The sequence below is a fragment of the Thalassovita sp. genome (assembly GCF_963691685.1).
Lineage (GTDB): Bacteria > Pseudomonadota > Alphaproteobacteria > Rhodobacterales > Rhodobacteraceae > Thalassobius.
Map to the genome: position 1 here is coordinate 3,995,001 of NZ_OY829290.1, position 25,648 is coordinate 4,020,648.

Here is a 25,648-nt window from a genome sequence, read left to right on the forward strand (position 1 = left end):
GAACCCCTCGAAGTTGCCTCCGTAGCGCCGTCCGCTGCCCCGCCCTGCGCCTCAGCGCCGCCGGTGAAGGGGGTTCTAAGGTTATTACCAAACAGCCGCAAGCGCTTTTTCAACAAAATTCACAAAAAACACAAAAAAGATAGAAAGAGGAATGATTTCAATAACATAGAAGGAGTCGAAGTTGGCGCATCGCTGCAAAACAGAACGAACCATGCTGCGCAGCGGCGAGAGACACAGCCGGCAGCATGGTTATCCACAAGATTACCCCCAGACTCGGGATATAGAACGCCGAGTCGGAAGGTAAAGAGCCCCCGAGTCGGGGGTCATCCGCGACTCGGGGGCTCTTTCAATGACTGTGGACGAGAAAGTTTACTCGCTAAATCAGGCTACGACTCGCGCTTTCCGCCGTTTTGGCAGCCGAAGGGCAAAGAGGAACAGAATCGCCGCCAGATAGATCAAGGGCTCCAGCTGCCAGCCTTTCACCAGCCAGACATAATGGATGCCGCCGAGCAGAACCGCCGGGTAGGTCAGCTTGTGCAATTTGCGCCAGCCAGCCCCAAGCGCCCGAACCGATCTGTTGTTTGAGGTCACAGCCAGCGGCAGCAATAGGGCAAAGCCCGCCATGCCAATGGTGATATAGGGACGTTTGACAATATCGGCCCAGACCGCCCCCAGTGTCTGCACATCCAGCACAGCCCAGACCAGAAGATGCGCCAGAACATAGAAGAAGGATAGAAGGCCAATCGCCCGGCGGAACTTCAGCAGGTTGAGGCCCAGATGCCGACGGGCGGGGGTGATCGCCAAGCCAAGGATCAGCAGCTGCAGCGCTAGTTCGCCATATTCATGTTCCAGCGCTTTCACCGGATCAACGCCCAGTGCCCCGTTGATACCCTGCCAGAACAGAAAGGGCATCGGCAGGAAGCCGATCAGGTAAACCACCCAGGTGGGCAGCTTGCGCGCCTGCCGATTGATGAGATCTACCATCACCGTCCCCTTAGAAGTATTTCGAGAGGTCCATGCCTTTATACAGGCTGGCCACCTCACTCTCATAGCCGTTGAACTTGAGGGTCGGGATTCGCTTGGCAAATAGCCCGCCACCGATGCGCCGTTCCGAGGCCTGCGACCAGCGTGGGTGATCGACCTCTGGGTTCACATTACTGTAGAAGCCATATTCACGCCCATTGGCCCGGTTCCAGCTGGTCGGCGGTTCTTTGTCGGTCAGAGTGATGCGCACCACCGACTTGATCGACTTGAAGCCATATTTCCACGGCACCACCAAACGCAGCGGCGCGCCGTTCTGGTTAGGGATGTCTTTGCCATAGATGCCTGTGGCCATAATGGTCAGCGGATGCATTGCCTCATCCAGGCGCAGCCCTTCCACATAGGGCCATTTCAACACGCGGGTTTTCTGGCCCGGCATTTCCTCCGGACGATAGAGCGTTTCAAAAGCCACATATTTGGCGCCGGACTGAACGCCCGCCATATTCAACAGATCGGCCAGTTCAAACCCGTTCCACGGCACCACCATCGACCAGGCCTCAACACAGCGGAACCGGTAGAGCCGTTCCTCAATGGTCATATTGGCCATGATGTCTTCGAACTGATAGCCGCCGGGCTTGTCGACCATGCCATCGATCTTGACGGTCCAGGGGCTGGTGGTCAGGGCGCTGGCATATTTCGCCGGATCATCTTTGCCGGTGCCGAACTCATAGAAGTTGTTGTAGCTGGTGATCTCTTCAAATGTGTTGGCCTTCAGCGCTTCGGCCCGTGCGACGGTGGGCAAACCTGTGACGCCAGCCAGCCCGACGCCAGCCATGCCTGCCAGCAGGCTGCGCCGCGACAGATATGCGCCCTCAGGGGTCACATCATTTTCACTCAGGTCGTTTTTCCAGCGTCCGGCCATAGGAAGTCCTTTCTATTCGTTGCAGGAAACCTAAGCGTTACGGCCAGCGACACCAAACCACATCCTCTCACATTGGCGTGGCGGCATTGAAACATTCGGACATATAGAAAATCGCTAATATGTCTTGACCTATGTCAGTGTGGATGCTCTCAAAGACGCTAACCTCAGCCCGCCGGGGTGAACCGGCTGCACGTCGCCAGAGGAGGAGAGCGCCCCAATGAGAAACATCCTGAACCCTAAAGTCACCCTATCCCTTGCCGCCGTCTGCCTCAGCGCAACAAGCGCACTGGCGGGGGACATGATCAGCTACACCACCAATCAGGACATCGATGATGTGATCTTTGGTCTGGAAAACGCGATCCTGGACGAAGGTCTGGTGATCGACGGCACCAGCCATGTGGGCGATATGCTGGAACGCACCCGCGCCGATGTCGGATCAGACGTGGTCCTGTTTGAAAAGGCCGAGGTCTACAGCTTCTGTTCGGCCAAACTGTCCCGCAAGGTGATGGAGGCCGATCCGATGAATATTGTCTTCTGCCCCTATGACATCTTTGTCGCCACTTTGGCCGGCAAAGACGATGAAACCATCATCGGTTACCGCAGCTTCCCAGACGGCCCAATGAAAGAGGTTGAAGCGCTGCTGGACAGCATCGTGCAGTCCGCCATTGGCGAATGATCGGCGCGATCTGTAGCACGGCCTGTATATAGAGTGTAAAACGCCCGGGCAGTAGACTGCACCGGGCGTTCTTATATCAGAGGTGATGTTTGGATTGCCTCAGGTGCCGGACAGCAGTTCCGCCACCTCAACCGCATAGCGATCCGTCATGCCGGACACGAAATCGGTCATCGCATGCAGCGCTTCATAATTGCTGCGCACATCGCGCAGGTCCAGGGCCACCGCGCGCACCAGTTGGCGTTCATAATCCGGCAGTTGGCTTTCATCCCAACCAGCGCGCTCCAGTGCTTCGAACACCGGCAGGATACCATCCAGAACAACGCGGATCACATTGCGCCCGCGCACCTCCAGTTTGGTTTTGCGGGGGGCGGTGAACAGCTGCTGTTTTGCGGCGGATTTGATCTGGGCAAATTCCGGACCCAGACGCGAATCTGCGATCAGCTCGCCCGAATACCGCCCGGCCATGATGTCATCATAATTCTGCTGGAACGCCTCAACACAGGCATCAATCGCCTTACCGATGGCGCGGGCGCGCAGGTAGCAGACCTTCTCATAGTCGCTATAGCTGGACTGATCCCGCGCGTTTTCATCTTTGATCAGGTCCTCCAGCAGGGTGGCGACCTTTTCAAACGGCAGATCGCCGGCGGAAAACCCATCTTCGAGATCGACAATATTGTAGCAAATATCATCCGCCGCCTCGACCAGGAAGACCAGCGGGTGACGCCGCCACCAACGCTGGCCGGCCTCCCCCTGCTCTTCTTTCAGGCCCAGCGCTGCTGCAACCTCCGCAAAAAGCGGTGCTTCAGCTTCAAACACACCAAACTTCTTGGCACCCACATAAGCTTCATCCATGAGGGAGGCCTGAACCGCCGCCGTCATCGGGTATTTGGTGAAGGCGCCCAAAACGGCATTCGACAGGCGCATGCCGCCGTCGCCGCGATACATCTCCAACCGGGTCAGGATACGGAAGCCCTGCGCGTTGCCCTCGAACTTGATAAACTCTTCCCAGCGGGCGCTGTCGATGCCTTTGAACACGCTGCGTGGCTCTTCGAACTTTTCAGCAAACCAGCGCCCGATGGAGGCTTCACCGGAATGACCGAACGGTGGGTTGCCGATATCATGCGCCAAAGCCGCCGCATGCACGGTGCCGGCCACCTTATAGGCCTCACCCTGTGCGATGTGCCCTTCGGTTTCCAGCCAATGGCCAACCAGCATGCCCAGGTTGCGGCCGACGCTGGCCACTTCCTGCGAATGGATCATGCGGTGGCGCAGATGGTCGATATCATAAAGCGGATGCACCTGCGTCTTGTTGGCTAAACGTCGGTAGGGCGCGGAGAAGATGATGCGGTCAGCATCCTGCACGTGGTTGGGGCGATCCGGCCGTTCCGCACCACCGCTGCCATTGTACCGCGCCGTGTTCAGCAGCTGTTGCCAGTTCATCGCTCATCCTCGTTGTTCATTATAAAATGGGCCCGCCCCATAGGGCAGGCCCGTCATCTTTTACGCAAGCAAACGATGCTAGTGAACCACCGCGTCATTCGGGCGCGGCTTGTTGCTGGCACTGACCCGATCACCGATGACCAGACCCTCGGTTCCAGCACTGACCGTGACCGTGTCACCGTCTTTGACATCGCCACCCAACAGCATCTCCGCCAGCGGGTTTTGCAGCGCCCGTTGAATCACGCGCTTCAGGGGCCGCGCGCCAAACACGGGGTCATAGCCAGCATCCGCCAGCCAGGTCTGCGCGGCGCTGTCCAGATCCAGCGTGATCTTGCGGGCCGACAGCCGTTTGGCCAGACGACGCAGCTGGATATCGACGATCCCGTCCATGTCCTGACGTCCCAGACGGTCAAAGATGATGGTCTCATCCAGACGGTTCAGGAACTCAGGCCGGAAATGGGCCCGTACTGCATCCATCACATCGCGCTTGGCATCCGCAGCATCCGCCCCATCGGGCAGCTGGCTGAGCGCCTGCGCCCCAAGGTTTGAGGTCAGGATGATCAGCGTCTGCTTGAAGTCCACGGTGCGGCCCTGACCATCGGTCAGCACACCATCATCCAGCACCTGCAACAGCACGTTGAAGACATCCGGGTGAGCCTTTTCAACCTCATCGAACAGCACAACTTGATAAGGACGACGACGCACCGCTTCGGTCAGCACGCCCCCTTCATCATAGCCCACATAGCCCGGAGGGGCACCGATCAGACGGGCCACCGCGTGTTTCTCCATGAACTCCGACATATCGATGCGCACCATGGCGCTGTCATCGTCAAACAGGAACTCAGCCACGGCTTTGGTCAGCTCGGTTTTGCCAACACCGGTCGGCCCCAGAAACAGGAATGAGCCAAGCGGCCGGTTCTCATCGTTGAGGCCGGCACGTGCACGCCGTACCGCATTGGCAACAGCGGTGACCGCCGCGTTCTGGCCGATCACACGGGCATGGAGGTCCTCCTCCATCCGCAGCAGCTTCTCACGCTCCCCTTCCAGCATTTTGGCCGTCGGGATGCCTGTCCAGCGTTCAACAACTGAGGCGATCTGTTCCGGGCGGACAGTCTCTTCGACCATCATGCCCGAGCCTTCTTGCGCCTCAGCATCTGCCAGTTTCTTCTCCAGATCCGGAATGATGCCGTAAGACAGCTCCCCGGCGCGGGCCAGATTGCCTTCACGTTTGGCGATCTCCAGTTGAGCACGGGCCTGATCCAACAGTTCCTTCACCTCACGAGCCGATTCCAGCTTGTCCCGGCCGGCCTGCCAGGTGGCGGTCAGCTCGGCGCTGCGCTCTTGCAGCTCCGCCAGGGTTTTCTCCCGGGTTTCCAGACGGTCCTTGGAGGCTACGTCATCTTCCAGCTTCAGCGCTTCAACCTCGATCTGCATCTGCAGGATCTGACGATCCAGCTGATCCAGCTCTTCGGGTTTACTGTCGACCTCCATGCGCAGACGGCTTGAGGCCTCATCGACAAGGTCGATGGCCTTATCCGGTAGGAACCGGTCGGTGATGTAACGGTGTGACAGGGTCGCGGCCGCCACCAGCGCCGAATCTGAAACCCGCACGCCATGATGCACCTCATATTTCTCTTTGATACCGCGCAGGATCGAGATGGTGTCCTCCACCGTCGGCTCTTCCACCATCACCGGCTGGAACCGGCGGGCAAGGGCCGCGTCTTTTTCCACGTATTTGCGGTATTCATCCAGCGTGGTCGCGCCAACGCAGTGCAACTCACCGCGGGCCAAAGCGGGTTTGATCAGGTTCGCCGCATCCATTGCGCCATCGGATTTACCCGCCCCCACAAGGGTGTGCATTTCATCGATGAACAGGATGATTTCTCCTGCAGCTTCCGTCACTTCGGTCAGAACGGCCTTCAGGCGTTCCTCAAACTCACCCCGGTATTTCGCCCCGGCGATCAGCGCGCCCATATCAAGGGCCATCAGCTTTTTGTCACGCAGGGATTCCGGCACATCGCCATTGATGATGCGCAGCGCCAGACCTTCGGCGATGGCGGTTTTACCAACGCCGGGTTCGCCGATCAGCACCGGGTTGTTTTTGGTCCGACGTGACAGCACCTGCATCGAGCGGCGGATTTCCTCATCACGCCCAATAATCGGGTCAATCTTGCCCTGCTCAGCCCGTTCGGTCAGGTCCTGGGCGTATTTCTTCAGCGCGTCATAACCTTCTTCGGCGGAGGCGCTGTCAGCCGTGCGCCCTTTGCGGATGTCATTGATCGCGCTGTTGAGCGTCTGCGGCGACACGGCACCGGCGGTCAAGGCATCCTTGGCTTTGGATTTCACCAAAGCCAGCGCCATCAACAGCCGTTCGACCGGCACAAAGCTGTCACCTGCCTTTTTGGCGATGCTCTCAGCCTCGGCCAGCACTTTGCCGGTGGCATTGTCCATGTAAATCTGGCCTGCGTCGCCTGAGATCGTAGGCTGTTTCGCAACCGCGGCGTCCACGGCTTCGATCACCCGTTCAGGTGCGCCGCCGGCGCGGCGGATCAGGTTGGCGGCCAGCCCCTGATCATCGTCCATCAAAGCTTTCAACAGATGCTCGGGAACCAGACGCTGGTGGTTTTCCCGCATCGCAATCGTCTGCGCAGCCTGAATAAAGCCACGCGCACGTTCCGTGAACTTGTTCAAGTCCATCGTACTCTCCTTTTTGCAAGCGCCCGTTCAGGTGTGGCGCCCGCTTTGCGGCACGCCCCGGTATCGGGCCTCAATCTCAAGGTGGGGCGTGTCCCTAATGCGTTCAAGACCCATACTTCAGAAGGTCTCAAATTTCTGCAATTGCTGCCGTATTTTGAACTCAAGAGGTTCTTAACATACGTGAGGTAGGCTGCCCCAGACCCCGCCAAGAACCGCAAACGGTAGCCATGTAAAACAGTGAGGCGAAAATGCATATTACTCAGATTGAGGTTTCTGACCTGAACACCGCCAAGGGCGAGGCACGCGGTTTTGTGTCCTTTCATTGCGATCAGGGCAACGTTCAGATGCATTGCTCCATCCCCAAGGAAGGCTTGAAAAACCCGCGCCTGGCGCTGATTTCTGAGGCACTGCGCCAATTGGCCCGCATGCCTGAGTATCGCACCGGTCGCCGCACCTTCTCCTTTGACACCAGTATTCGTGACGCGGATCCGATGCTGGCCTAAGGCCCACAGAATTTGCCAACAAAGGAAGGGCGCGCTGCGGCCTTCCTTACCTTGACCAAACCGGTCTATCCCGGCAAAAGGGCGCAGTTTTACCTGCCGTAGGAGCGCCCAAATGTCCGACGATCGCCTCATTGTAGCCCTTGATGTTCCCGACGCCCTGGCGGGCCTGAACCTGGCCGAACAGCTGGGGGACGCCGTATCGTTCTACAAAATCGGTCTGGGCATGCTGACCGGCGGCGGTCTGGCGCTGGCCAATGAGCTGAAGCAGGACCACGGCAAGAAGATCTTCCTCGATATGAAGCTGTTCGACATCGGCGCCACCGTGGAAAACGCGGTGCGCGGTCTGGCGCAGTTTGATCTGGATTTCCTGACCGTGCATGGTGACCCCTATGTGGTCAAAGCCGCCAAAGAAGGTGCCGCGGGCAAGGATATGAAGATCCTCGCCGTCACCATCCTGACCTCACTGGATCGCGCGGATCTGGACGGCGCGCTGATCAAACCCGGCGACATCCGCGATCTGGTGCAGGAACGGGCGGGCAAAGCCTTTGAAGCGGGTGCAGACGGCATCATCGCCTCCCCGCAGGAGGCCGCATTGATCCGCGCCCTGCCCGAGGCCGAAGGCCGCCTGATCGTCACCCCCGGTGTCCGTCCAGCGGGCGCAGCCCTTGGCGATCAGAAACGCGTCGCTACCCCGGCGCAGGCTGTCAAAGACGGCGTCGACCACATTGTTGTTGGCCGCCCGGTCTGGCAGGCCGAAAACCCGCGCGCCGCAGCTGAGGCCATTCTGGCCGAAATGGCCGCAGTCTAAACGCCGCGCTCTTTCAGATACATCGCCAGCCGTTCCGCAAAATGCGGGATGGCTTTGGGGTGGGTAATATATTCCTCTGGCGCCATCAGCGCCCAGCCCTGCCCCTCATCCCCCAATACAATCTCCTTGCCCCGTTCCTCGGGCAGATGGGCGGCAAAGAACCATTCCGGCACACCTGTCGACGATGGAAACTGCCGCGACCATTCCAAAGCGCTGAGCCGAACCTCCAGCCCCAGCTCCTCGGCGGTTTCGCGCAGAACGCAGGCCTCAGGGGTTTCACCCGGCTCCGCCTCACCGCCCGGAAAGTCCCAGTAATCGGGCCAGGGAATGTCTGGCTTGTCATCCCGCAGCAGCAACGCCAGACGCTCCCCGATGAAGAGGAACAGCTTGGTGCCCCTGAACGCAGGCTGCGCTTCTGTCTTGGTTTCTGACTTCTCCACCGTCATTGCCTTTCCTCGCCCGGCTGCATCGCATATGTTCACCACCTGTTCACGCTAAACACCTAGGCACCATGCCCGCGCTCTGTAAATCCTGTCTGACCCAGTTCGACCCGCCCAAATCCGGCGGTATCCTGCGCTGCCCCAGCTGCGGGTTGCCGCGTGTGGTGGCCCATGACGAACTGTTTGACCTGTCGATCGCCCATATGGATTGCGATGCCTTCTATGCCTCGGTTGAAAAGCGCGACAATCCAGAACTTGCCGACAAGCCCGTGATCATTGGTGGCGGCAGGCGGGGGGTGGTGTCCACCGCCTGTTACGTGGCCCGTATTCGCGGCGTGCGTTCTGCGATGCCGATGTTCCAAGCCCTTAAGCTGTGCCCCGATGCCGTCGTGATCAAGCCCCGGATGCAGGTTTATGTGGATGTTTCCCGTCAAATTCGCACGATGATGGAGGAGCTGACCCCCGCCATCCAACCGCTGTCCCTGGACGAAGCTTTCATGGACCTCAGCGGCACCGCCCGGCTGCACGGCGCCCCGCCTGCGGTGATGCTGGCGCGTCTGGTCAAGCGGATGCAGGAGGAGCTGGGCGTCACAGGCTCGATCGGGCTGAGCCACAATAAGTTTCTGGCCAAGGTGGCCTCGGATCTGGAAAAGCCACGCGGGTTTTCGGTGATCGGAAAGGCTGAAACCGCCGATTTCCTGCATGATAAACCGGTGCGAATGATCTGGGGGGTTGGTGCGGCGACGCAGAGCGCCTTGGACCGGGCCGGCATTCGCACCTTTACCGATCTGCTGCGTTGGGACCGCGACGATCTGTTCAAACGCTTCGGCCAGATGGGTGATCGCCTGTATCATCTGGCGCGGGGTCAGGACCGGCGGTCGGTGAACGCGCGTGAGCCGATCAAATCGATTTCGAATGAGACCACCTTTTTCGAAGACACCTCGGATCGCGACATTCTGGATGGCCACATCTGGCGCCTGTCTGAGAAAGTGGCGGACCGCGCCAAGGCGCGCGATCTGGCCGGTCGTGTGGTCACTCTGAAACTGAAGACCGATGATTTCAAAACCATCAGCCGCCGCCACACCCTGCGGGACGCCACCCAATTGGCCGATGTCCTCTATCATGAGGCCCGCGCGCTGTTTGATGCAGTGCCGGGGCCGGGCCCCTACCGGTTGATCGGTGTTGGCCTGTCCAATCTGGTGCCCGAGTCGCAGGCGGGGCTGGCGGGCGATCTGCTGGACCCGGAGGCCGCCACCCGCAGCAAGGCGGAACGCGCCACCGATGCGATCCGCGAACGCTTTGGCAAAGATGCCATCAAAAAGGGCCGTGCCCTGCGTTAATCCCCCTATTTCCAAGGCCCGGCGTGACGCACTTGCAGCCCACTCAATTCGTGGATAAAATTTATCCACGAATCATCCGCAAGGATTTGGCCACAGGCGCTGCACCAGAAAGGGACCGCTATGAAGCTAAGTGATGGGGTAGAAACCGCGATCCACTGCACCGCAGCCGTTGCCGGCCTGCCGCAGGGGGCCGTGATGGCAGCGGCCGATCTGGCTGAGTTTCACGGTGTGTCCGCCAGTTACCTGCTGAAGCACCTGAAAGCGCTGGTGAAAGCCGGTCTTTTGGTTTCGGTGCCCGGCCCAACAGGCGGCTACCGGCTGGCCCGCCCGGCCGCGCAGATCACCCTGCTGGATGTTGTTCTGGCGGTTGAGGGGCCAGAGCCCGCGTTTCGCTGCAAGGAAATCCGCCGCAACGGCCCCTGTGCGCCCGGCCCCTCTGCCTTTCCGCGGCCCTGCAATATCAACCGCGCCATGTTGAAGGCTGAACAGGCCTATCGCGCGGCCCTGTCGCAAACCACCATCGCCGACCTCAACTCGGAATTTCTGGCCACCAGCGACCCACGGGTCGTGGAGCGGGCCGACAGCTATTTCACCGCGCAAATGCGCCCACAGAAGACCTAGCACCAAACGGAAAAGGAGATTTCCATGCAACCGCGTCTAAATCACTGGGCTGCGGCCCCTGACCTTATGCAAGCTTTCCTGGCTCTGAACACTGCGATTGAATCCGCTGGTTTGGAAAAGAGCCTGATGCATCTGGTGAAACTGCGTGCCTCACAGATCAACGGCTGCGCCTTCTGCGTTGACATGCACACCCGCGAGGCCCGCAAAGACGGCGAAAGCGAACAGCGCCTTTACCTGACCTCTGCCTGGCATGACAGTTTTCTCTACTCAGATCGGGAACGGCTGGCCCTTGGCTGGACCGAAGCTTTGACCCGCCTGGGGGCCGAGACCCCGGATGACGCAAGCTATGAGACGATGAAAGCCCAGTTCAGCGAACAGGAGCTGATCCAGCTGACCGCTGTCATCACCATGATCAACACCTGGAACCGCCTGTCGATTGCCTTCCGTGCGGTTCATGCCGGTGCGGATGCTGCAGCGGCTTAACCCAAGCCCCGGATCACTCCGCCGCCAGTCGCTGTTCCCCGCGCATGCCGATCTCGGCGATACGGGCGATGACACCGCGCAGCAGGCTGCGGAAAGCGTTGAAGTCTGCATTGGGCTTAATCAGCCGCTCGTTCATATAGAGCGAGCGGTCGATCTCAATCTGGACCGCATGTTGACGGCGTGAGGGCCGGCCGTAATGCGACGTGGTATAGGCACCGGCAAAGGGACTGTTGCGCGCCACTTTCAGGCCAGCATCCAGAAATGCGGTTTCGATCTGATCCACGATCTCACTATCCGCCGCTGCGCCGAACCGGTCGCCCAGCACGATCTCAGGCCGTGGTTTGCCAGCGCGCACCACACCATCCACCGCCTCATGCGGCATGGAGTGGCAATCGATCAGAATCGCCTCCCCAAAGCGGGCGTGCGATTCGTCCAAAAGCTTCTGAAGCGCGGTGTGGTAAGGCCGGTAATAGTCCGAGATTCGCGCCTGCGCCTCAGCCAGGCTCATTTTGCCGCTGTAAATGATCCGACCGTTGGCGACCACACGCGGGATGATTCCCAACCCGGAGGCAATCCGCGGATTATGCCCGCCGCCCCGCACCCCTTCGATCAGGGCCGGATCCAACTCTTCGGCGCTGCGGTTCATATCAATAAAGGCACGCGGCGCACCGGCCTTCAGGAAAGGGGCGCCAAAACGGGTTGAACTGTCAAAGAGCCTGTCTACAAAGGCATCTTCCGAACTGCGGATGGTATGTTGATCCAGAATCGTGCGACTGAGGAAGCTGTGCGGATAGTCCCGACCGGAATGGGGGGAGGCAAAAACAACACTTGTCACGCGTTTGTCTGGATGGACAATCTCATAGGCAGATCGGGGCACAGGTGTCTCCTTGTTCGAGAAATATCATAGCCGGAAAAATCTTCTGCTCGAAAGCCCTTGAAACCCCCAACGACTCCTTTTATAGAACCGCAACCGGCGCGGAATTCCGCGCCCCTTTCATTGAGAGGGGACGGCCTGCACGGTTTAGATATGGGCGGTTAGCTCAGCGGTAGAGCACTTCGTTGACATCGAAGGGGTCACAAGTTCGATCCTTGTACCGCCCACCATTTACCTCGCTCCTTATGGGGCGACCCGCAACCCAGGCGCAAGACGCGCCGCGAAGAAGGAGAAGACCCATGAAGGTCAAGAACTCGCTCCGCTCGCTGAAGCAGCGTCATCGCGACTGCCGTATCGTGCGCCGTAAGGGCCGCGTCTACGTCATCAACAAGACGCAGCGTCGCTTCAAAGCTCGTCAGGGCTAAACTGACGCGCTCCTGTGAGCATGAAAAAGACCGCTTCGAGTTTTCGAAGCGGTCTTTTCTTTTGTCCGGCCCCTTGTCTCTGTAGCTAGCGCAGGCTGGCGGCGGTCAGACGCGCCATTGTATCGCGGCTGACATAGCCGGTGCGGGGCAGTTTGGCGCTGCGCTGAAACGCCTTAATGGCGCGGCGGCTGCGCTGGTCAAAACGGCCATCCACCGGCCCGGGATTATGCCCCACCTTTTCCAGCGCCCGCTCAATCAGCAAACGCGCCACAGGGTTTGAGGCAACCACCCGTTCCTCGGCCTTGTCCTTGGCAATCTGGGTATCGGTAGCCGTCTGTCCTGAGCCTGTGTTTTGCAGGATATCAATACGTGAGCGGGCCTGTTCAGCCAGCGGCCCGTTGGGATAGAGACGCAGGAAGCCCTGATAGGCCGCCACGGTATCCAGCTGCTGCGCCTCGCGAAAGGCGACCTCAGCCTCTTCGGCAAGGATCACTGCCAGCTGGTCACGGGCATCTTCGGAAAACACGCCGTTGGGATATCGCTCCAGATAGGCCTCAAGATCCTCTTTCACCCCGGTAATGCCGGTGCGCTGCCAATAGGCGCGATCCTCGGCCTCAACCTCTTTGCGGCGGGCATCAGCATCGCGCACCAGGCGGGTGACCATGGCGCGGGTCAGATAGCCTGTGTCGCGGAACCCTCGGCTGCGCTGAAAGGCACGGATCGCCCCGCGGGTGCCAGGCCCAAACACCCCATCGACGCCACGGGTGTCAAACCCCAGCAACGTCAGATCACGCTGCACGGAACGGCGGTCATTGCGGCTGAGGTTCAGCGCTTTTTCCTCGGCGGCGGCCTGTTGCTGCGGGGTGTCTTGCACGCCCTGCAACAACCGCTGAGCCTCGGTCACAAACAGACCGTTGGGAAACCGTCTGAGGTAGGCCTGATAGCCGGCGGCGGTGTTGATGTCGCGCACCGCACTCCAATAGGCGCTGTCACTGTTGTCGACTGGGTCCGGCTCAGAGGCGCTGAAGCCTGCATTGCGCGGCAGGTAGCCCCTGAGGTTCACGCCATGTGGCGCCCGCGCTGCGGCATCGGCCAAAGGCTCCGCCCCCTGCAGTACCTCCCGCAGGGCCGCCTGCACATCTGCGCCATAGCCTGACATCAGGGTCACCCCCTGCCCCGGCTGATGACCGCCCAGACCAACACGCAGGCCCTGACCAGGTGCCCTGCGGCTGCGCCATGCCGGTGCAACGGCCATCAGGCTTTGCCCCGGATAATCCGCCAGAAGATCATCCAAAACCGCGAGTGACAGCCCCTGCTGTGCGGCCGTCAGGTCTGAGACCTCGCCCGCCTCACGTCCCAGAAACCAGCTGTCCCCCTGACCTGCAACAACCCGTCCCGACAGGACGATCAGAGCGCGCTCCAGCTCCGCATCATCAGCCAGGGCGTCACGGAATTCAGCCGCACGGTCGGCCATGACACGGGCCACCAGATTGTCACCGCCGATCACCTGAAACCCGGCATCGCGCAATTGTCGGCTGATCTGGTCAAACCGCAACGCCGCTGTTTCCTGACCATCGGCATAGACCCGATTGGTCAACACCAGGGCGATATCCGCAGCCCACAAAGGCCCGGCCGCCCCGGCCCCGGCAATCAAGGCAGTGATCATGGTGCGCAGGATCTTCATCGCAGACCTCCCATCGTTTTCCCCAGCCTAACCCGGTGGCCAAAGCAAGCGTATGGTTTTTGCCAAGTGCCTCTGATTTCGGCCAAATCCCGCAGGTCAGAGATCACGACAAAAAGAAAAGGCCGGGACATGCCCGGCCTCAGATCAGGTTCTGACAGGGGAAACCACCCTCACTCGTAAACGCGTTGATCGTCGATAACCTTGCCATCATTGGGCAGGCTGCCCTTGGCAACCACTTCGATCTTGCCCTTCAGCTTCAGCGTATCGACCACGGTCTGCATATAGTGGTCGGCGCTGCCGCCTTCGGCTTCGATCTGGACGGTCATCACATCCATTTCGCCTTCGCGCCCGGCAATCACACGGGCCTTGGCGATTTCATCATGTTTGGCCACCAATGCGGCAACCTGCTCGGGCCGGACAAACATGCCTTTGATCTTGGTGGTCTGGTCCGCACGGCCCATCCAGCCCTTGATCCGCATGTTGGAGCGACCACAGGGGCTTTCGCCCTCCAGCACCGCGGACATATCGCCGGTGGCAAATCGGATCAGCGGATAGTCGGGGTTCAGGGTGGTCACTACAACCTCGCCCACTTCACCCGGGGCAACAGGATCCCCAGTGCCGGGGCGCACGATTTCGACGATCACGTTTTCATCCACGATCATGCCGTCCATCGCCTCAGATTCATAGGCGATGTTGCCCAGATCCGCGGTGGCATAGCACTGCAGGCAGGAAATTCCGCGATCCGCATATTCCTGACGCAGCGAGGGGAACAGCGCCCCGCCGCCAACGGCAGCTTTGGTGATGTTCAGCTTCAGGCCCATGGTGTCGGCCTTATCAAGGATCACCTTCAGGTAATCCGGCGTCCCGGCATAGGCGGTGACGCCGACGTCATGGGCCGCACGGGCCTGCAATTCGGTTTGACCGGTGCCGGCAGGCAGCACCGCGGCGCCAACAGCGCGCGCGCCGCTTTCAAAGATCATGCCCGCAGGGGTCAGGTGATAACCAAAACAGTTCTGCACGATGTCGCCCTGACCAATGCCACAGGCATTCAGGAAACGGCCCATGCGCCACCAGTCATGTTCCCCGCCCCCCGGTTCGTAGATCGGGCCGGGCGACTGGAAGATATGGGTGAAGCCGCTGGGGGCACGGATGGTCAGGCCACCAAACGGGTAGGAGGTGCTTTGCGCTTCGACCAGAGCGGACTTGCGCAGGACCGGCAGGCTTGCCAGATCCGCAACCGAGGTCACCGCCACCGCATCAACAGCGCTGAGGCTGCCCCCATAACCCGACAAAGCCTGCGCACGGGCCACCTGCTGAGGCAGCGCGCTGGCATAGGCCTCTTCGCGGGCCTCCGGCTTACGGGTTTCAAGTTCGTCAAAGAAACGGCTCATATCTGGTTACTCCGGGTCGGGTGCCTGCACCCTATTTGGGGACTATCGGGGGGAGTTGAGGGAACCGGGCAGCCGCAGCCGCCCGGCAGGAGTGTTCTTAGCTCAGCCAACGCTTCCGGCGGCGGTAGGAGCGCACATCGCGGAAGCTCTTGCGGCCTTCGTCGGACATGCCGAGGTAAAATTCCTTCACGTCCGGGTTTTCGCGCAGGTCTGCGGCAGGGCCATCCATCACAACACGGCCCGATTCCAGGATGTAGCCGTAATGGGCAAACCGCAGGGCCACGTTGGTGTTCTGTTCCGCCAACAGGAAGGTTGCGCCTTCTTTTTCGTTGAGGTTCTTCACGATGTTGAAGATCTCTTCCACCAGCTGCGGCGCCAGACCCATCGAGGGTTCATCCAGCAGGATGGTCTCAGGGCGGCTCATGATGGCGCGGCCAATGGCCACCATCTGCTGTTCACCCCCCGAGGTATAGCCGGCCTGGCTTTTGCGGCGCTCTTTCAGGCGGGGGAAATAGTTGTAGACCATCTCAAGATCGGCATCGACTGCGCCTTTGCCGTCCTTACGGGTATAGGCGCCGGTCATCAGGTTTTCTTCGACGGTCAGGTGTTCAAAGCAGTGACGGCCTTCCATCACCTGAATAACACCCTTGTCCACCAGCGCGGCGGGGCTCAGGTCCGCCACACCTTCACCACGATAGGTGATGGTGCCTTTGGTCACCTCGCCGCGTTCGGAATGCAGCAGGTTGGAAATCGCTTTCAGTGTGGTGGTCTTGCCCGCCCCGTTGCCACCCAGAAGCGCGGTGATACCGCCTTTGGGCACCTTCAGGGACACGCCCTTAAGCACCAGGATCACGTGGTTATAGATCACCTCGATGTTGTTGACCTCTAGAAGGGTCTCTTGGGGGCGTCCTGCGTCCAGCATCTCGTGTCTACTTTCCGATTAACTCTTGTTCAGGGGTCCGGCCGCACCCGCAGATGCAGCCGGACAGGGAGGAGCGCTTAGTTGCAGCGCGCTTCGATGTTGTTTTCGGCGGCGTAGGCTTCGGAATCTTCCTTAACCAGCGCGTCGATCACGTCTTTGTCCGACGGCTCAAAGCCCGAGATCAGGCTCCATTCACCGGCCGAGGCATCCCACTGCTGTACCGCGCCGAGGCCCGGACCACCGTGGTTTTCACAGGACACAGCAAAGTCGGGGCCGAAGCCCGCCAGACCGTGCTTGTCCATCAGCTCCTGAGTGATCTCGAGGGCTTCCATGCCCTTGATCATGTCGCCTTGGGAAATGTCGGACTTGCCGGCAATTTCCTGAGCTTTCTCAGCGGCCATATGCGCCAGATAGGCAGCGTAGAGACCACGGTTGTAGAGAACGGTGCCAACCTGATCGCCAGCGCCGGCCGCTTTGCCTGCGTCGACAACATGTTTCTGGATGTCGTCAAACACCGGGAAGTCGGACCCAACGTTGTGGAAGGTCACAGCCTTGTAGCCGTCCGCCGCGTCGCCAGCCGGCTTCACGTCGTTTTCCGAACCCGACCACCAAACACCGATGAAGTTTTCCATCGGGAAGCGGATGTTCACAGCTTCCTGGATCGCGACCTGGTTCATAACGCCCCAGCCCCACATGATCACATAGTCAGGACGCTCACGGCGGATCTGCAGCCACTGCGATTTCTGTTCCTGACCGGGGTGGTCAACGGCCAGCAGGCTCAGGTCGAAACCGTGCTTGCCCGACAGCTCTTCCAGGGTACGGATCGGTTCCTTACCGTAGGCCGAGTTGTGATAGACCAGCGCCACTTTCTTGCCGCTCAGGTCACCACCGTTGACGTCCAGCAGGTGGTTGATCGCAACCGAGGCACCATCCCAGTAGTTGATCGGGTAGTTGAACACGTTCGAGAAGATCGAACCGTTCTTCGCCGAGGTCCGGCCGTAACCCATGGTGTGCATCGCGATGCCGTCTGCGGTCACTTTGGGGATCAGCTGGTAGGTGATACCGGTCGACAGCGGCTGATACACCAGAGTGCCTTCGCCTTTGGTCGACTCGTAGCATTCCACACCTTTTTCGGTGTTATAGCCGGTCTCACATTCCAGGAAGTTGATCTTTTCACCGCCGATACCGCCGTCACGCTCGTTCAGCAGGGTGAAATAGTCGGCGTAGCCATCTGCGAACGGGATGCCGTTTGCAGCATAGGGGCCGGTCCGGTAGCTGAGCGAGGTAAAGGTCAGGTCCGCAATTGCGGGGCTGGCCGCCACCATTGCAGCAACGGCTGCGGTGATCAGTTTGGTCTTCATCGGTAACACTCCTCCCTTGGTTTAGTCCGATGTTCGTCGGTCGCCAGACACTCCTCTCATCTGGCGGTGGATGTGGCCCCGCGCTTAGTGCGGGAAGGGCCACAGCCGTAGTTTTTCCTTGGCCACGCGCCACAACTGGGCAAGGCCATGGGGTTCCGCGATCAGGAAGATGATAATCAGAGCCCCCACGATCATGAATTCGAGATGCGCCGCCAGATCGGTCGGCCAGCCCAGCATGCCCACCAGCACGTTCTTCAGCAGTACCGGCAGCAAGACCAGGAAGGCCGCGCCAGCGAAGGAGCCAAAGATCGAGCCCAGACCACCAATGATGATCATGAACAGAACCAGGAACGATTTATTGATGCCGAAAACCTCACCCACTTCAACCGCGCCCAGATAGACCGAGAAGAACAGGGCGCCAGAGACACCGATGAAGAACGAGCTGACAGCAAAGGCCGACAGTTTCGATTTCAGCGGATCCACACCGATGATTTCGGCGGCGATGTCCATGTCACGAATGGCCATCCACTTACGGCCCGTGGTGCCGCGTGTCAGGTTCCGTGCGATGAGCGCACAGATCGTCACAAAGATCAGGCAGAACAGATAGGTGGCCCATGCGGCGGTGTTGGGCCCGGTCACGGCGATGCCGAACACAGTCCGCTCAGGCGCCGAGATCTGACCAGAGGCCGAGTAGTTGTAGAACCACGGCACCTTGTTAAACAGCCACACCAGGAAGAACTGCGCCGCCAGTGTTGCCACGGCAAGGTAGAACCCTTTGATCCGCAGCGACGGCAGGCCAAACGCAACCCCCACCAGGGAGGTGACACCACCTGCCAGCAGGATATGGATGAAGATGCTGACCTCCGGAAAGGCTGTCATAAGCTTGTAGACCGCGTAAGCGCCCACTGCCATGAAGCCCCCGGTGCCCAGCGACACCTGACCACAATAGCCCACCAGGATGTTCAGGCCGATCGCCGCGATCGAGTAGATCAGGAACGGCATGAAGACGGCGTTCACCCAGTAGTCATTGATGACAAAGGGAACGATCAGGAAGGCAAAGAACAGGACAGCGTAGTACCGGTACCGATCAAATTTGATCGGGAAGGTTTGGTTGTCATCGGCATAGGTGGTCTTAAAGTCACCCGCTTCACGATAAAACATGGTCCCTTACCCTTCCTGAGGCGCGTGGCGGAAATTCAGCGCGGTATTGTTGATGGTTTGTCCTTTGGACAGGGCCAGATAGGCCCCAATCCCGGTCAAGAAGCCCAGTCCAGCCAGGCTGGTGGCGGTCAGGATCTGCTGATCTGTCAGGTTGGTCGCCGTCAAGGCGATGTAACCGAAGGACCAGAACCCCGACCAGGACACCACAGTGAGGATCGCGATTAGCTTCTGCATCAGACCCTCTCGATGATCTTTTCGCCGAACAGACCCTGCGGACGGAACACTAGGAAGACCAGCGCCAGCACATAGGCGAACCAGTTCTCGGTTGCGCCGCCGACCATCGGGCCGATGATGAATTCAAACATCTTCTCACCCACACCGATGATCAGACCGCCGACAATCGCCCCGGGGATCGAGGTGAAGCCACCCAGCATCAGAACCGGCAGTGCCTTCAGCGCGATCAGCGACAGTGAGAACTGCACGCCCGATTTGGCGCCCCACATGATACCGGCAACCAGCGCCACAAAGCCCGCAAGCGACCAGACCATCACCCAGATGAAGTTCAGCGAGATACCGACCGACAATGCAGCCTGGTGGTCATCTGCCACCGCACGCATCGCACGGCCCTGTTTGGTGTACTGGCTGAACAGCACCAGCGCGGCCACCAGAACAACAGCGATGCCGGTTGCGATAATGTCCAGCTGATCCAGGAAGAAGCCGTAGAACCGTTCGTTGCCGAAGCCCAGCCACTGGGTGTTTTCTTCGATCCAGAAGCTACCGCCCTGCGGCAGACCAACGTCCAGCTTCTTAATGTCCGAGCCCCACATGATATCGCCAAGGCCTTCCATGAAGTAGGCCAGACCAATAGTGGCCATGAACAGGATGATCGGTTCCTGCCCCACCAGATGGCGGAACACGTAACGCTGCACACACCAGGCCAAGGCAACCATCACAGCCATCGTGATGATGATGCCGAAAAAGGCGTTCACGTGCCAGCCGAAGTGATGCACCTCAGTGCCAAGGATGGCGTTGATCAGATGCGCGAAGGGGATCTGCCCCTCCATGATGCCCACCAGCGTCAGCGCCGCAAACAGGGCCATAACACCCTGCGCGTAGTTGAAGATGCCGGACGCCTTGTAGATCAAGACGAAGCCCAGCGCGACAAGAGCGTAGAGAACGCCTGCCATCAGGCCGTTCAGGAAAACCTCTGCCCCAAAGAGTAGCTGTTCAGGCATCGTTACGCCCCCTTAAACAGTTGAATACGTTGTGCGGTACGATCAGTCATGGCTCACCCCCAGATAGGCGTCGATCACGTCCTGATTGTTGCGCACTTCGTCCGGGGTGCCGTCCCCGATCTTTTTGCCGTAATCCATCACGACCACGCGGTCGCTGAGGTCCATCACAACGCCCATATCGTGTTCGATCAGGGCGATGGTGGTGCCGAATTCGTCGTTCACGTCGAGGATGAAGCGGCTCATGTCCTCTTTCTCTTCGACGTTCATGCCCGCCATCGGTTCGTCCAGCAGCAACAGATGCGGCTCAACGGCCAGTGCGCGGGCCAGTTCCACACGTTTCTTCAGACCATAAGGCAGACGTCCCACCGGGGTTTTCCGGATCGACTGGATTTCCAGGAAGTCGATGATCTTCTCAACAACTTCGCGGTTCTCCACCTCTTCCTTCTCGGCCTTCCCTTTCCAGATCGCTTGCTGGAACATGTTGGTCTTCATGTGGTTGAGGCGACCGGTCATCACGTTGTCCAGCACGGACATGCCTTCAAACAGCGCGATGTTCTGGAAGGTCCGGGCGATGCCCTGCTGGGCCACCTGATAAGGTTTCATCTGCGGGCGTTTTGCGCCTTTGTACCAAACCTCACCTTCCTGCGGCACATAGAAGCCCGAGATCACGTTCAGCATCGAGGATTTACCAGCGCCGTTCGGGCCGATGATGGCGCGGATCTCGCCTTCCTTGATGTCAAAGCTGATGTCGGTGATTGCCTTCACCCCGCCAAAGCGCAGCGTGATGTTTTTCATCTCCATCAAGGTGCCGCCGATTTTGCGGCCGTCCTCGGTGATGTAGCCTTCTGTCATCTGATCGCTCATTCTGCTGCCACCTTCCCGCTGGTCACGGCAACCACAGGGGCGTCAATCAACGTCAGGTTGGCGCTGATCGACCCTTTGCGGCCGTCTTCATAGGTCACTTCGGTGGTGGTGTAGATCTCATCCTTGCCGCCATAGAGCGCGTCGATCAGATCCGAGAATTTATCCTCAACAATCCGACGGCGCACCTTACGGGTCCGGGTCATTTCGCCATCGTCAGCGTCCAGTTCTTTGTGCAGAACCAGGAAGCGGTGGATCTGACAGCCCGAAAGCATCTCATCCTGCGCGACCGATTTGTTGACCTCTTCGACGTGCGATTTGATGGTTTCCAGAACCTGCGGATGCCCCGCCAGTTCCTGATAGGAAGAATAGGCGATGTTGTTGCGTTCGGCCCAGTTGCCAACCGCGGTCAGGTCGATGTTCACAAAGGCCATACATTTGTCACGGCCATTGCCGAACAGCACCGCCTCCAGCACGTTGGGGAAGAACTTCAGCTTGTTCTCAACGTATTTCGGCGCAAACAGGCTGCCATCGGCCATTTTGCCAACGTCCTTGGCGCGGTCGATGATACGCAGATGACCGGTGTCTTTCTCGATGAAGCCCGCATCGCCAGTGGCCACCCAGCCTTCGGCGTCTTTGGTGCCTTTGGTGCTTTCTTCGTTCTTGTAATAGTACTCGAAAACACCGGGGCTGCGGTAGTGAACCTCACCATTGTCATCGATCTTCAACTCAACACCCGGCGACGGCACACCAACAGTGTCCGAACGCACCTGACCATCGGGCTGCGCGGTGATGAAAACCGTTGCCTCGGTCTGGCCGTAGAGCTGTTTCAGGTTGATACCCAGCGAACGATAGAACGCAAAGATTTCCGGACCAATCGCTTCACCGGCGGTGTAGCCCACCCGCACGCGGCTGAAGCCAAGGGTGTTTTTCAGCGGGCCGTAAACCATCAGGTTGCCCAGCGCGTATTTCATCCGGTCGCCAAACCCAACAGGGTTGCCATCCAGAATGTCGCCGCCCACTTTCTTGGCGTGCTCCATGAAGTAATGGAACATCTTGCGCTTCATCGGGCTGGCGTCTTCCATCCGGATCATGACGCTGGTCAGCTGCGTTTCAAAAACACGCGGCGGCGCGAAGTAGTAAGTCGGACCAATTTCACGCAGGTCGACGTTCAGCGTCTCGGCGCTTTCCGGGCAGTTCACGCAGAAACCGCACCAGTAGGCCTGACCAACCGAGAAGATGAAATCCCCCACCCATGCCATCGGCAGGTAGGCCAGAATTTCTTCGTCCGGGCGCAGATTGTCGAACTCGGAGGAGTTCTTGGCGCTTTCGATCACGTTACGGTTCGACAGAACCACACCTTTGGGTTTGCCGGTGGTGCCCGAGGTATAAAGCATCACACAGGTGGAGCTGTAATCCAGCTTGGAACGACGGCGCTCCAGCTCAGGTGTCAGCTCATCACGGGCGGCAAAGCCCTGTTCCTGAATGTGGCTGAATTCATGCAGCTGGGTATGATCGTATTTCCGCATGCCGCGCGGATCGAGATAGATCATATGTTCAAACTGATGCAGGTCTTCTTGGATATCGATGACCTTGTCGACCTGTTCCTGATCTTCGGCGATCACAAAGCGCGCGCCGCAGTGATCCAGCACATAGGCCATCTCTTCTGCTGCCGCATCCTGGTAAAGCGGAACCGGAATTGCGCCAACGGATTGGGCGGCAACCATCGACCAGTACATATAGGGACGGTTGCGGCCAATGATGGCGATGAAATCGCCCTCGTTGACGCCGAGGTTCAACAGGCCACGGGCCAGGTTGTTGATCTGATGTTCGGTCTCACGCCAGGTCCAGCTCTGCCAGATCCCGAATTCCTTCTCCCGATAAGCGGGGCGATCCGCCATCTCGGTGGCGTTGCGGTGCAACAGCGCCGGAATGGACTGAAGTCCACCCGCCGCCTGTGACGACTGTGCCAATTCTGTTCCTCCCAAATGCTCGGTCTTCATCGAGCGCACGGCCTCCACAGCCGCGATTCTCCCTTTCTCAAGGGTGCGCAATTAGATTACGCGGTCAACTTTTTCCTGATCATTTCCCAATCCTAACGAATTGTAACAGCCCTAAATCTGACGCTTTTCCCCCGTCGCGCGGGATGCTAGCCAGTGGGAGGGAGGAGCTGATGGCCTTGGCAAAAAACGATACAGCCGCAATGACCAGTGCCGGTCTGAATCTGATTCAGCAGGGTCTGTCGATTTATGATGAGCATCTGAAGCTGGTGATTTGCAACCGCCCGTTTCTGGAGATGTTTGATCTGCCAGAAAGCCACGGCAAGCCCGGCGCCCGTTTTCAGGACACCATCCGCCTACTTGTGGAACGTGGCGAATATGGGCCGGTGGATGACGTGGCTGAGGCCGTGGCGATGCGTGTGGAACAGGCCCGCGCCTTTACCCCCCACTACATGGAACGCGAACGCGCCAACGGCCGCTGGGTTTCGGTGGAGGGATCGCCCCTGCCGCAAGGCGGCTGGGTCGCCGTTTACACCGACATCACCCGCGCCAAACGGCAAGAGGCCTTGCTGCGCACCCGGTCAGAGGCGCTGTCAGACAAGGTGCTGGGCTACGCCGAGGAACTGGCCGCGGCCAACCGTGAGCTTGAGGCAACCATCACCGCCCTGGAAGAAGCCAAACGCCAACTGGCCGAGACTGAGGCCCGCACCCGCCAAACGACCGAGATGATGCCGGCCCATATCGCCCATGTGGACCGCAACCGACGCTACACGTTTTCCAACCGCAAGCTTTCCTCGGTCATGCCCGGCCGTCCGTCAGAAATCACTGGTCTTGATATCGAAGAGGCGCTTGGCGAAGAGATCTACACAGCCATCGCGCCGCATCTGGATAAGGCGTTTGCCGGTGAGGCGTCGGTCTTTGAGTTTTTCATCGAAAGCAGCTCACGCCGGATCCGCGCGGCCTTCACCCCGGCGCAGGATCTGGACGGGCCCAGCGGACCAGACAGTGGCGGGGTCTATATCCTGTCGATGGACATCACCCGCGAAGCACAGGCGCGCACCGCGCTGCAACAGACCCGCCGCCGCGAAATGGCGGCGCAGCTGACCAGCGGCATGGCGCATGATTTTTCCAATCTGCTGACCATCATCCTTGGCAGCCAATCCCGGCTGCAGCGTATGGATCTGCCCGGGTCGGCCCAACAGCAGGTCGAGGCAACCCTGTCCGCGGCCCATCGCGGCGGGTCGCTGTTAAACCGAATTGCCGATATCACCGGCGCACGCGAATGGAATCCGGCCCCAGCCGATGTGGCGCTCCTCTTGGATGACATGAAGATCCTCGCCACCCCCGCGCTGCCCAACGGCTTCACGCTGCACATCTCAAACCTGCTGCATGACAACATGCTGATGCTCGACACAGGGATGTTGCAGGATTCCCTACTGAACCTGATCCTCAACGCCCGTGACGCCTGTGGCAAATCGGGTGAGATTTCGCTGACCGTGGCCCCGGTGCAAAACCTCTGGGCGGAATTCATCGTCGAAGACAACGGGCCGGGCTTTTCTGACGCCGCGCTCAGCCGTGCGATGGAACCGTTTTACACCACCAAAGGCGGTGAGGGGTCAGGGCTGGGCCTGTCGATGGTCTATGATATGGCGAAACTTGCTGGCGGCAGACTGCGCGTCGCCAATGGCGAAAAAGGCGCCCGGATAACCCTGCGCCTGCCATTGCGCCCGGCCCCGCCGCCCCTGGCACCAGGTCTGGTCCTGCTGGTCGAAGACAGCGCGGACATCCGCGAAGTTCTGCGCCCGATGCTGACGGCCATGGGCAACACCGTGGTCGAAGCCACCTCATATGACGAAGCACTGGCCTTGATCGAGGGCCTGCCTGAAATCAAACGCATCCTTTCTGACATCTCGCTCATCGGGGAAAAAACCGGTATCGATCTGCGCAACGCCCTGCCTGAAAGCGCACCGCCCATTCACCTGATGACATCGCGCCCCCCTGATGATGCGTTGCACAAAACCGCCGCCGCCAATGGCCCGGTACTGCGCAAACCCTTCACGCAGTCGCAATTGACTTCCTTCCTGCAACAGGACCCGAACAGCCCATGAATACCGCCGCGCCCCTTGTGACCATTCTGGATGACGAACCCGCAATCCGCTCGATGCTTTCGGACGCACTGGAGGAGGCCGGGTTTCGCACCCTAAGCTTTGGCCGCGCCACCGAATTTGAGGCCGCGTTGCAATCCGCCACGCCGGATGTCTGTCTGGTGGACCTGTCGCTGCCGGACAAAGACGGGCTGACGCTGGTGCACCGTCTGGCACTGGAACAGGGCGCAACCGTCATCATCATTTCCGGCCGCGCTCAGGTGCAGGACCGGGTCACCGGGCTGGAACTGGGGGCGGATGACTACATCATCAAACCCTTTGACCCAGCTGAGGTGGTCGCGCGGATCCGCGCCCGGTTACGCCGGGGGCAGGCACAGCCACAATCCGGCAACACGGCGCGGTTTTCCGGCTGGGTGGCGCATTTTGACAGCTATGTTCTTGAGGATGAGAACGGCGATAAAACACCGTTTTCCCATGCCGAAGGTGAGGTGCTGCGCCTGTTCCTTGAACGGCCGAAACGGCTGATTTCCCGCGCTGTCATGCAGGAAAGCCTTGGTGGGGCGGCTGGCGAAAGCTTTGACCGGGCGATGGATGTGCGGATTTCACGGCTGCGCACCAAACTGCGTGAGGATCCGAAAAACCCCCATCTAATCAAGACGATCTATGGCGCGGGCTATATCTTTCTGGGGGACGTGCACTGGGGCTGATCCCTTTGCAA

Annotated in this window: 24 protein-coding genes and 1 tRNA gene; 10 read left to right on the forward strand and 15 right to left on the reverse strand. The window is 59.5% G+C overall.

Annotation, left to right across the window (positions count from 1 at the left end; all coding sequences use genetic code 11):
* Window positions 1-381: 381 nt before the first annotated feature.
* Window positions 382-984, reverse strand: coding sequence for a protein-methionine-sulfoxide reductase heme-binding subunit MsrQ (msrQ, locus tag ACORLH_RS19370; protein ID WP_321829959.1), 603 nt, complete (start codon window positions 982-984; stop codon window positions 382-384).
* Between the two features lie 10 nt (window positions 985-994).
* Window positions 995-1,903 carry a protein-methionine-sulfoxide reductase catalytic subunit MsrP gene (msrP, locus tag ACORLH_RS19375; protein WP_321829960.1) on the reverse strand — a complete coding sequence of 303 codons (909 nt, stop codon included), beginning with the start codon at window positions 1,901-1,903 and terminating at the stop codon, window positions 995-997.
* A 217-nt stretch (window positions 1,904-2,120) separates the two neighbouring features.
* Between msrP and ACORLH_RS19380 the strand changes: the two genes are divergently transcribed.
* Window positions 2,121-2,579, forward strand: a complete 459-nt coding sequence (locus tag ACORLH_RS19380) for a DUF302 domain-containing protein (protein ID WP_321829961.1) — start codon at window positions 2,121-2,123, stop codon at window positions 2,577-2,579.
* 99 nt (window positions 2,580-2,678) lie between these two features.
* Here the strand turns inward: ACORLH_RS19380 and dgt are convergent, their stop codons facing one another.
* Together dgt and clpB are read right to left on the reverse strand one after the other, a co-directional pair.
* The gene (gene dgt / locus ACORLH_RS19385; protein ID WP_321829962.1) at window positions 2,679-4,019 is read right to left on the reverse strand and encodes a dGTP triphosphohydrolase; all 1,341 of its coding nucleotides are present in this window, start codon (window positions 4,017-4,019) and stop codon (window positions 2,679-2,681) included.
* Window positions 4,020-4,097: 78 nt separating this feature from the next.
* Window positions 4,098-6,716, reverse strand: a complete 2,619-nt coding sequence (gene clpB, locus ACORLH_RS19390) for an ATP-dependent chaperone ClpB (RefSeq protein ID WP_321829963.1) — start codon at window positions 6,714-6,716, stop codon at window positions 4,098-4,100.
* Window positions 6,717-6,964: 248 nt separating this feature from the next.
* On the opposite strand from clpB, the gene ACORLH_RS19395 reads away from it, so the two are divergent.
* Both ACORLH_RS19395 and pyrF read left to right on the forward strand, forming a co-directional pair.
* Window positions 6,965-7,219, forward strand: a complete 255-nt coding sequence (locus ACORLH_RS19395) for a hypothetical protein (RefSeq protein ID WP_058242486.1) — start codon at window positions 6,965-6,967, stop codon at window positions 7,217-7,219.
* Window positions 7,220-7,331: 112 nt separating this feature from the next.
* Window positions 7,332-8,027, forward strand: coding sequence for an orotidine-5'-phosphate decarboxylase (gene pyrF, locus ACORLH_RS19400; protein WP_321829964.1), 696 nt, complete (start codon window positions 7,332-7,334; stop codon window positions 8,025-8,027).
* On the opposite strand, the gene ACORLH_RS19405 is transcribed toward pyrF, so the two are convergent.
* The gene (locus tag ACORLH_RS19405; RefSeq protein ID WP_321829965.1) at window positions 8,024-8,473 is read right to left on the reverse strand and encodes an NUDIX hydrolase; all 450 of its coding nucleotides are present in this window, start codon (window positions 8,471-8,473) and stop codon (window positions 8,024-8,026) included. The genes pyrF and ACORLH_RS19405 overlap by 4 nt on opposite strands.
* A gap of 65 nt (window positions 8,474-8,538) precedes the next feature.
* Between ACORLH_RS19405 and ACORLH_RS19410 the strand changes: the two genes are divergently transcribed.
* The 3 genes from ACORLH_RS19410 to ACORLH_RS19420 all read left to right on the forward strand — a co-directional run bounded on the left by ACORLH_RS19410 (window position 8,539) and on the right by ACORLH_RS19420 (window position 10,911).
* Complete coding sequence (locus ACORLH_RS19410) at window positions 8,539-9,807, forward strand: DNA polymerase IV (RefSeq protein WP_321829966.1); 1,269 nt, start codon at window positions 8,539-8,541, stop codon at window positions 9,805-9,807.
* A 120-nt stretch (window positions 9,808-9,927) separates the two neighbouring features.
* On the forward strand, window positions 9,928-10,428 hold the full coding sequence (locus tag ACORLH_RS19415; protein WP_321829967.1) for an Rrf2 family transcriptional regulator: 501 nt from the start codon (window positions 9,928-9,930) through the stop codon (window positions 10,426-10,428).
* Window positions 10,429-10,452: 24 nt separating this feature from the next.
* Window positions 10,453-10,911, forward strand: a complete 459-nt coding sequence (locus ACORLH_RS19420) for a carboxymuconolactone decarboxylase family protein (protein WP_321829968.1) — start codon at window positions 10,453-10,455, stop codon at window positions 10,909-10,911.
* A gap of 13 nt (window positions 10,912-10,924) precedes the next feature.
* Here the strand turns inward: ACORLH_RS19420 and ACORLH_RS19425 are convergent, their stop codons facing one another.
* Window positions 10,925-11,788, reverse strand: a complete 864-nt coding sequence (locus ACORLH_RS19425; protein WP_321829969.1) for an N-formylglutamate amidohydrolase — start codon at window positions 11,786-11,788, stop codon at window positions 10,925-10,927.
* A 152-nt stretch (window positions 11,789-11,940) separates the two neighbouring features.
* Between ACORLH_RS19425 and ACORLH_RS19430 the strand changes: the two genes are divergently transcribed.
* Window positions 11,941-12,015, forward strand: a tRNA-Val gene (locus ACORLH_RS19430).
* 69 nt (window positions 12,016-12,084) lie between these two features.
* The gene (gene ykgO / locus ACORLH_RS19435; RefSeq protein ID WP_035255927.1) at window positions 12,085-12,210 is read left to right on the forward strand and encodes a type B 50S ribosomal protein L36; all 126 of its coding nucleotides are present in this window, start codon (window positions 12,085-12,087) and stop codon (window positions 12,208-12,210) included.
* Between the two features lie 85 nt (window positions 12,211-12,295).
* Here ykgO and ACORLH_RS19440 read toward each other — a convergent pair whose 3' ends face one another.
* The 9 genes from ACORLH_RS19440 to ACORLH_RS19480 form a co-directional block, all read right to left on the reverse strand.
* Window positions 12,296-13,894, reverse strand: coding sequence for a peptidoglycan-binding protein (locus ACORLH_RS19440; protein WP_321829971.1), 1,599 nt, complete (start codon window positions 13,892-13,894; stop codon window positions 12,296-12,298).
* Between the two features lie 170 nt (window positions 13,895-14,064).
* Entirely contained in the window at window positions 14,065-15,285 is a 1,221-nt protein-coding gene (locus ACORLH_RS19445; protein ID WP_321829972.1) for a phenylacetate--CoA ligase family protein, read from the reverse strand.
* Between the two features lie 97 nt (window positions 15,286-15,382).
* Window positions 15,383-16,207, reverse strand: coding sequence for an ABC transporter ATP-binding protein (locus tag ACORLH_RS19450; protein WP_058242476.1), 825 nt, complete (start codon window positions 16,205-16,207; stop codon window positions 15,383-15,385).
* A 77-nt stretch (window positions 16,208-16,284) separates the two neighbouring features.
* A complete protein-coding gene (locus ACORLH_RS19455; protein ID WP_321829973.1) occupies window positions 16,285-17,568 on the reverse strand; it encodes an ABC transporter substrate-binding protein in 1,284 nt (427 codons plus the stop codon).
* Between the two features lie 84 nt (window positions 17,569-17,652).
* Window positions 17,653-18,729: a branched-chain amino acid ABC transporter permease gene (locus tag ACORLH_RS19460; RefSeq protein WP_058242474.1), complete on the reverse strand. Its 1,077-nt coding sequence runs from the start codon at window positions 18,727-18,729 to the stop codon at window positions 17,653-17,655.
* Between the two features lie 6 nt (window positions 18,730-18,735).
* Entirely contained in the window at window positions 18,736-18,963 is a 228-nt protein-coding gene (locus ACORLH_RS19465; protein WP_321829974.1) for a hypothetical protein, read from the reverse strand.
* Window positions 18,963-19,964, reverse strand: a complete 1,002-nt coding sequence (locus ACORLH_RS19470) for a branched-chain amino acid ABC transporter permease (RefSeq protein WP_321829975.1) — start codon at window positions 19,962-19,964, stop codon at window positions 18,963-18,965. Before ACORLH_RS19470 ends, ACORLH_RS19465 begins: the two co-directional genes overlap by 1 nt.
* 42 nt (window positions 19,965-20,006) lie before the next feature.
* The gene (locus ACORLH_RS19475) at window positions 20,007-20,828 is read right to left on the reverse strand and encodes an ABC transporter ATP-binding protein (protein WP_058242471.1); all 822 of its coding nucleotides are present in this window, start codon (window positions 20,826-20,828) and stop codon (window positions 20,007-20,009) included.
* Window positions 20,825-22,726 carry an AMP-binding protein gene (locus ACORLH_RS19480; protein WP_420719833.1) on the reverse strand — a complete coding sequence of 634 codons (1,902 nt, stop codon included), beginning with the start codon at window positions 22,724-22,726 and terminating at the stop codon, window positions 20,825-20,827. Before ACORLH_RS19480 ends, ACORLH_RS19475 begins: the two co-directional genes overlap by 4 nt.
* A 272-nt stretch (window positions 22,727-22,998) precedes the next feature.
* Between ACORLH_RS19480 and ACORLH_RS19485 the strand changes: the two genes are divergently transcribed.
* Together ACORLH_RS19485 and ACORLH_RS19490 are read left to right on the forward strand one after the other, a co-directional pair.
* Window positions 22,999-24,933: a PAS-domain containing protein gene (locus ACORLH_RS19485; protein WP_321829977.1), complete on the forward strand. Its 1,935-nt coding sequence runs from the start codon at window positions 22,999-23,001 to the stop codon at window positions 24,931-24,933.
* Window positions 24,930-25,637 carry a response regulator transcription factor gene (locus ACORLH_RS19490; protein ID WP_321829978.1) on the forward strand — a complete coding sequence of 236 codons (708 nt, stop codon included), beginning with the start codon at window positions 24,930-24,932 and terminating at the stop codon, window positions 25,635-25,637. The genes ACORLH_RS19485 and ACORLH_RS19490 overlap by 4 nt, the downstream gene beginning before the upstream one ends.
* Window positions 25,638-25,648: the final 11 nt, after the last annotated feature.

Bases quoted from the DNA above. Each gene is read 5' to 3' on its own strand.
- ACORLH_RS19420 (WP_321829968.1), top strand. From the start codon at position 10,453: ATGCAACCGCGTCTAAATCACTGGGCTGCGGCCCCTGACCTTATGCAA.
- msrQ (WP_321829959.1), bottom strand. From the start codon at position 984: ATGGTAGATCTCATCAATCGGCAGGCGCGCAAGCTGCCCACCTGGGTG.
- ACORLH_RS19475 (WP_058242471.1), bottom strand. From the start codon at position 20,828: ATGAGCGATCAGATGACAGAAGGCTACATCACCGAGGACGGCCGCAAA.
- ACORLH_RS19380 (WP_321829961.1), top strand. From the start codon at position 2,121: ATGAGAAACATCCTGAACCCTAAAGTCACCCTATCCCTTGCCGCCGTC.
- dgt (WP_321829962.1), bottom strand. From the start codon at position 4,019: ATGAACTGGCAACAGCTGCTGAACACGGCGCGGTACAATGGCAGCGGT.
- ACORLH_RS19470 (WP_321829975.1), bottom strand. From the start codon at position 19,964: ATGCCTGAACAGCTACTCTTTGGGGCAGAGGTTTTCCTGAACGGCCTG.
- ACORLH_RS19450 (WP_058242476.1), bottom strand. From the start codon at position 16,207: ATGCTGGACGCAGGACGCCCCCAAGAGACCCTTCTAGAGGTCAACAAC.
- ACORLH_RS19410 (WP_321829966.1), top strand. From the start codon at position 8,539: ATGCCCGCGCTCTGTAAATCCTGTCTGACCCAGTTCGACCCGCCCAAA.
- ACORLH_RS19440 (WP_321829971.1), bottom strand. From the start codon at position 13,894: ATGAAGATCCTGCGCACCATGATCACTGCCTTGATTGCCGGGGCCGGG.
- msrP (WP_321829960.1), bottom strand. From the start codon at position 1,903: ATGGCCGGACGCTGGAAAAACGACCTGAGTGAAAATGATGTGACCCCT.
- ACORLH_RS19485 (WP_321829977.1), top strand. From the start codon at position 22,999: ATGGCCTTGGCAAAAAACGATACAGCCGCAATGACCAGTGCCGGTCTG.
- ACORLH_RS19490 (WP_321829978.1), top strand. From the start codon at position 24,930: ATGAATACCGCCGCGCCCCTTGTGACCATTCTGGATGACGAACCCGCA.
- pyrF (WP_321829964.1), top strand. From the start codon at position 7,332: ATGTCCGACGATCGCCTCATTGTAGCCCTTGATGTTCCCGACGCCCTG.
- ykgO (WP_035255927.1), top strand. From the start codon at position 12,085: ATGAAGGTCAAGAACTCGCTCCGCTCGCTGAAGCAGCGTCATCGCGAC.
- ACORLH_RS19480 (WP_420719833.1), bottom strand. From the start codon at position 22,726: ATGGCGGATCGCCCCGCTTATCGGGAGAAGGAATTCGGGATCTGGCAG.
- ACORLH_RS19445 (WP_321829972.1), bottom strand. From the start codon at position 15,285: ATGAGCCGTTTCTTTGACGAACTTGAAACCCGTAAGCCGGAGGCCCGC.
- ACORLH_RS19395 (WP_058242486.1), top strand. From the start codon at position 6,965: ATGCATATTACTCAGATTGAGGTTTCTGACCTGAACACCGCCAAGGGC.
- ACORLH_RS19465 (WP_321829974.1), bottom strand. From the start codon at position 18,963: ATGCAGAAGCTAATCGCGATCCTCACTGTGGTGTCCTGGTCGGGGTTC.
- clpB (WP_321829963.1), bottom strand. From the start codon at position 6,716: ATGGACTTGAACAAGTTCACGGAACGTGCGCGTGGCTTTATTCAGGCT.
- ACORLH_RS19415 (WP_321829967.1), top strand. From the start codon at position 9,928: ATGAAGCTAAGTGATGGGGTAGAAACCGCGATCCACTGCACCGCAGCC.
- ACORLH_RS19405 (WP_321829965.1), bottom strand. From the start codon at position 8,473: ATGACGGTGGAGAAGTCAGAAACCAAGACAGAAGCGCAGCCTGCGTTC.
- ACORLH_RS19460 (WP_058242474.1), bottom strand. From the start codon at position 18,729: ATGTTTTATCGTGAAGCGGGTGACTTTAAGACCACCTATGCCGATGAC.
- ACORLH_RS19455 (WP_321829973.1), bottom strand. From the start codon at position 17,568: ATGAAGACCAAACTGATCACCGCAGCCGTTGCTGCAATGGTGGCGGCC.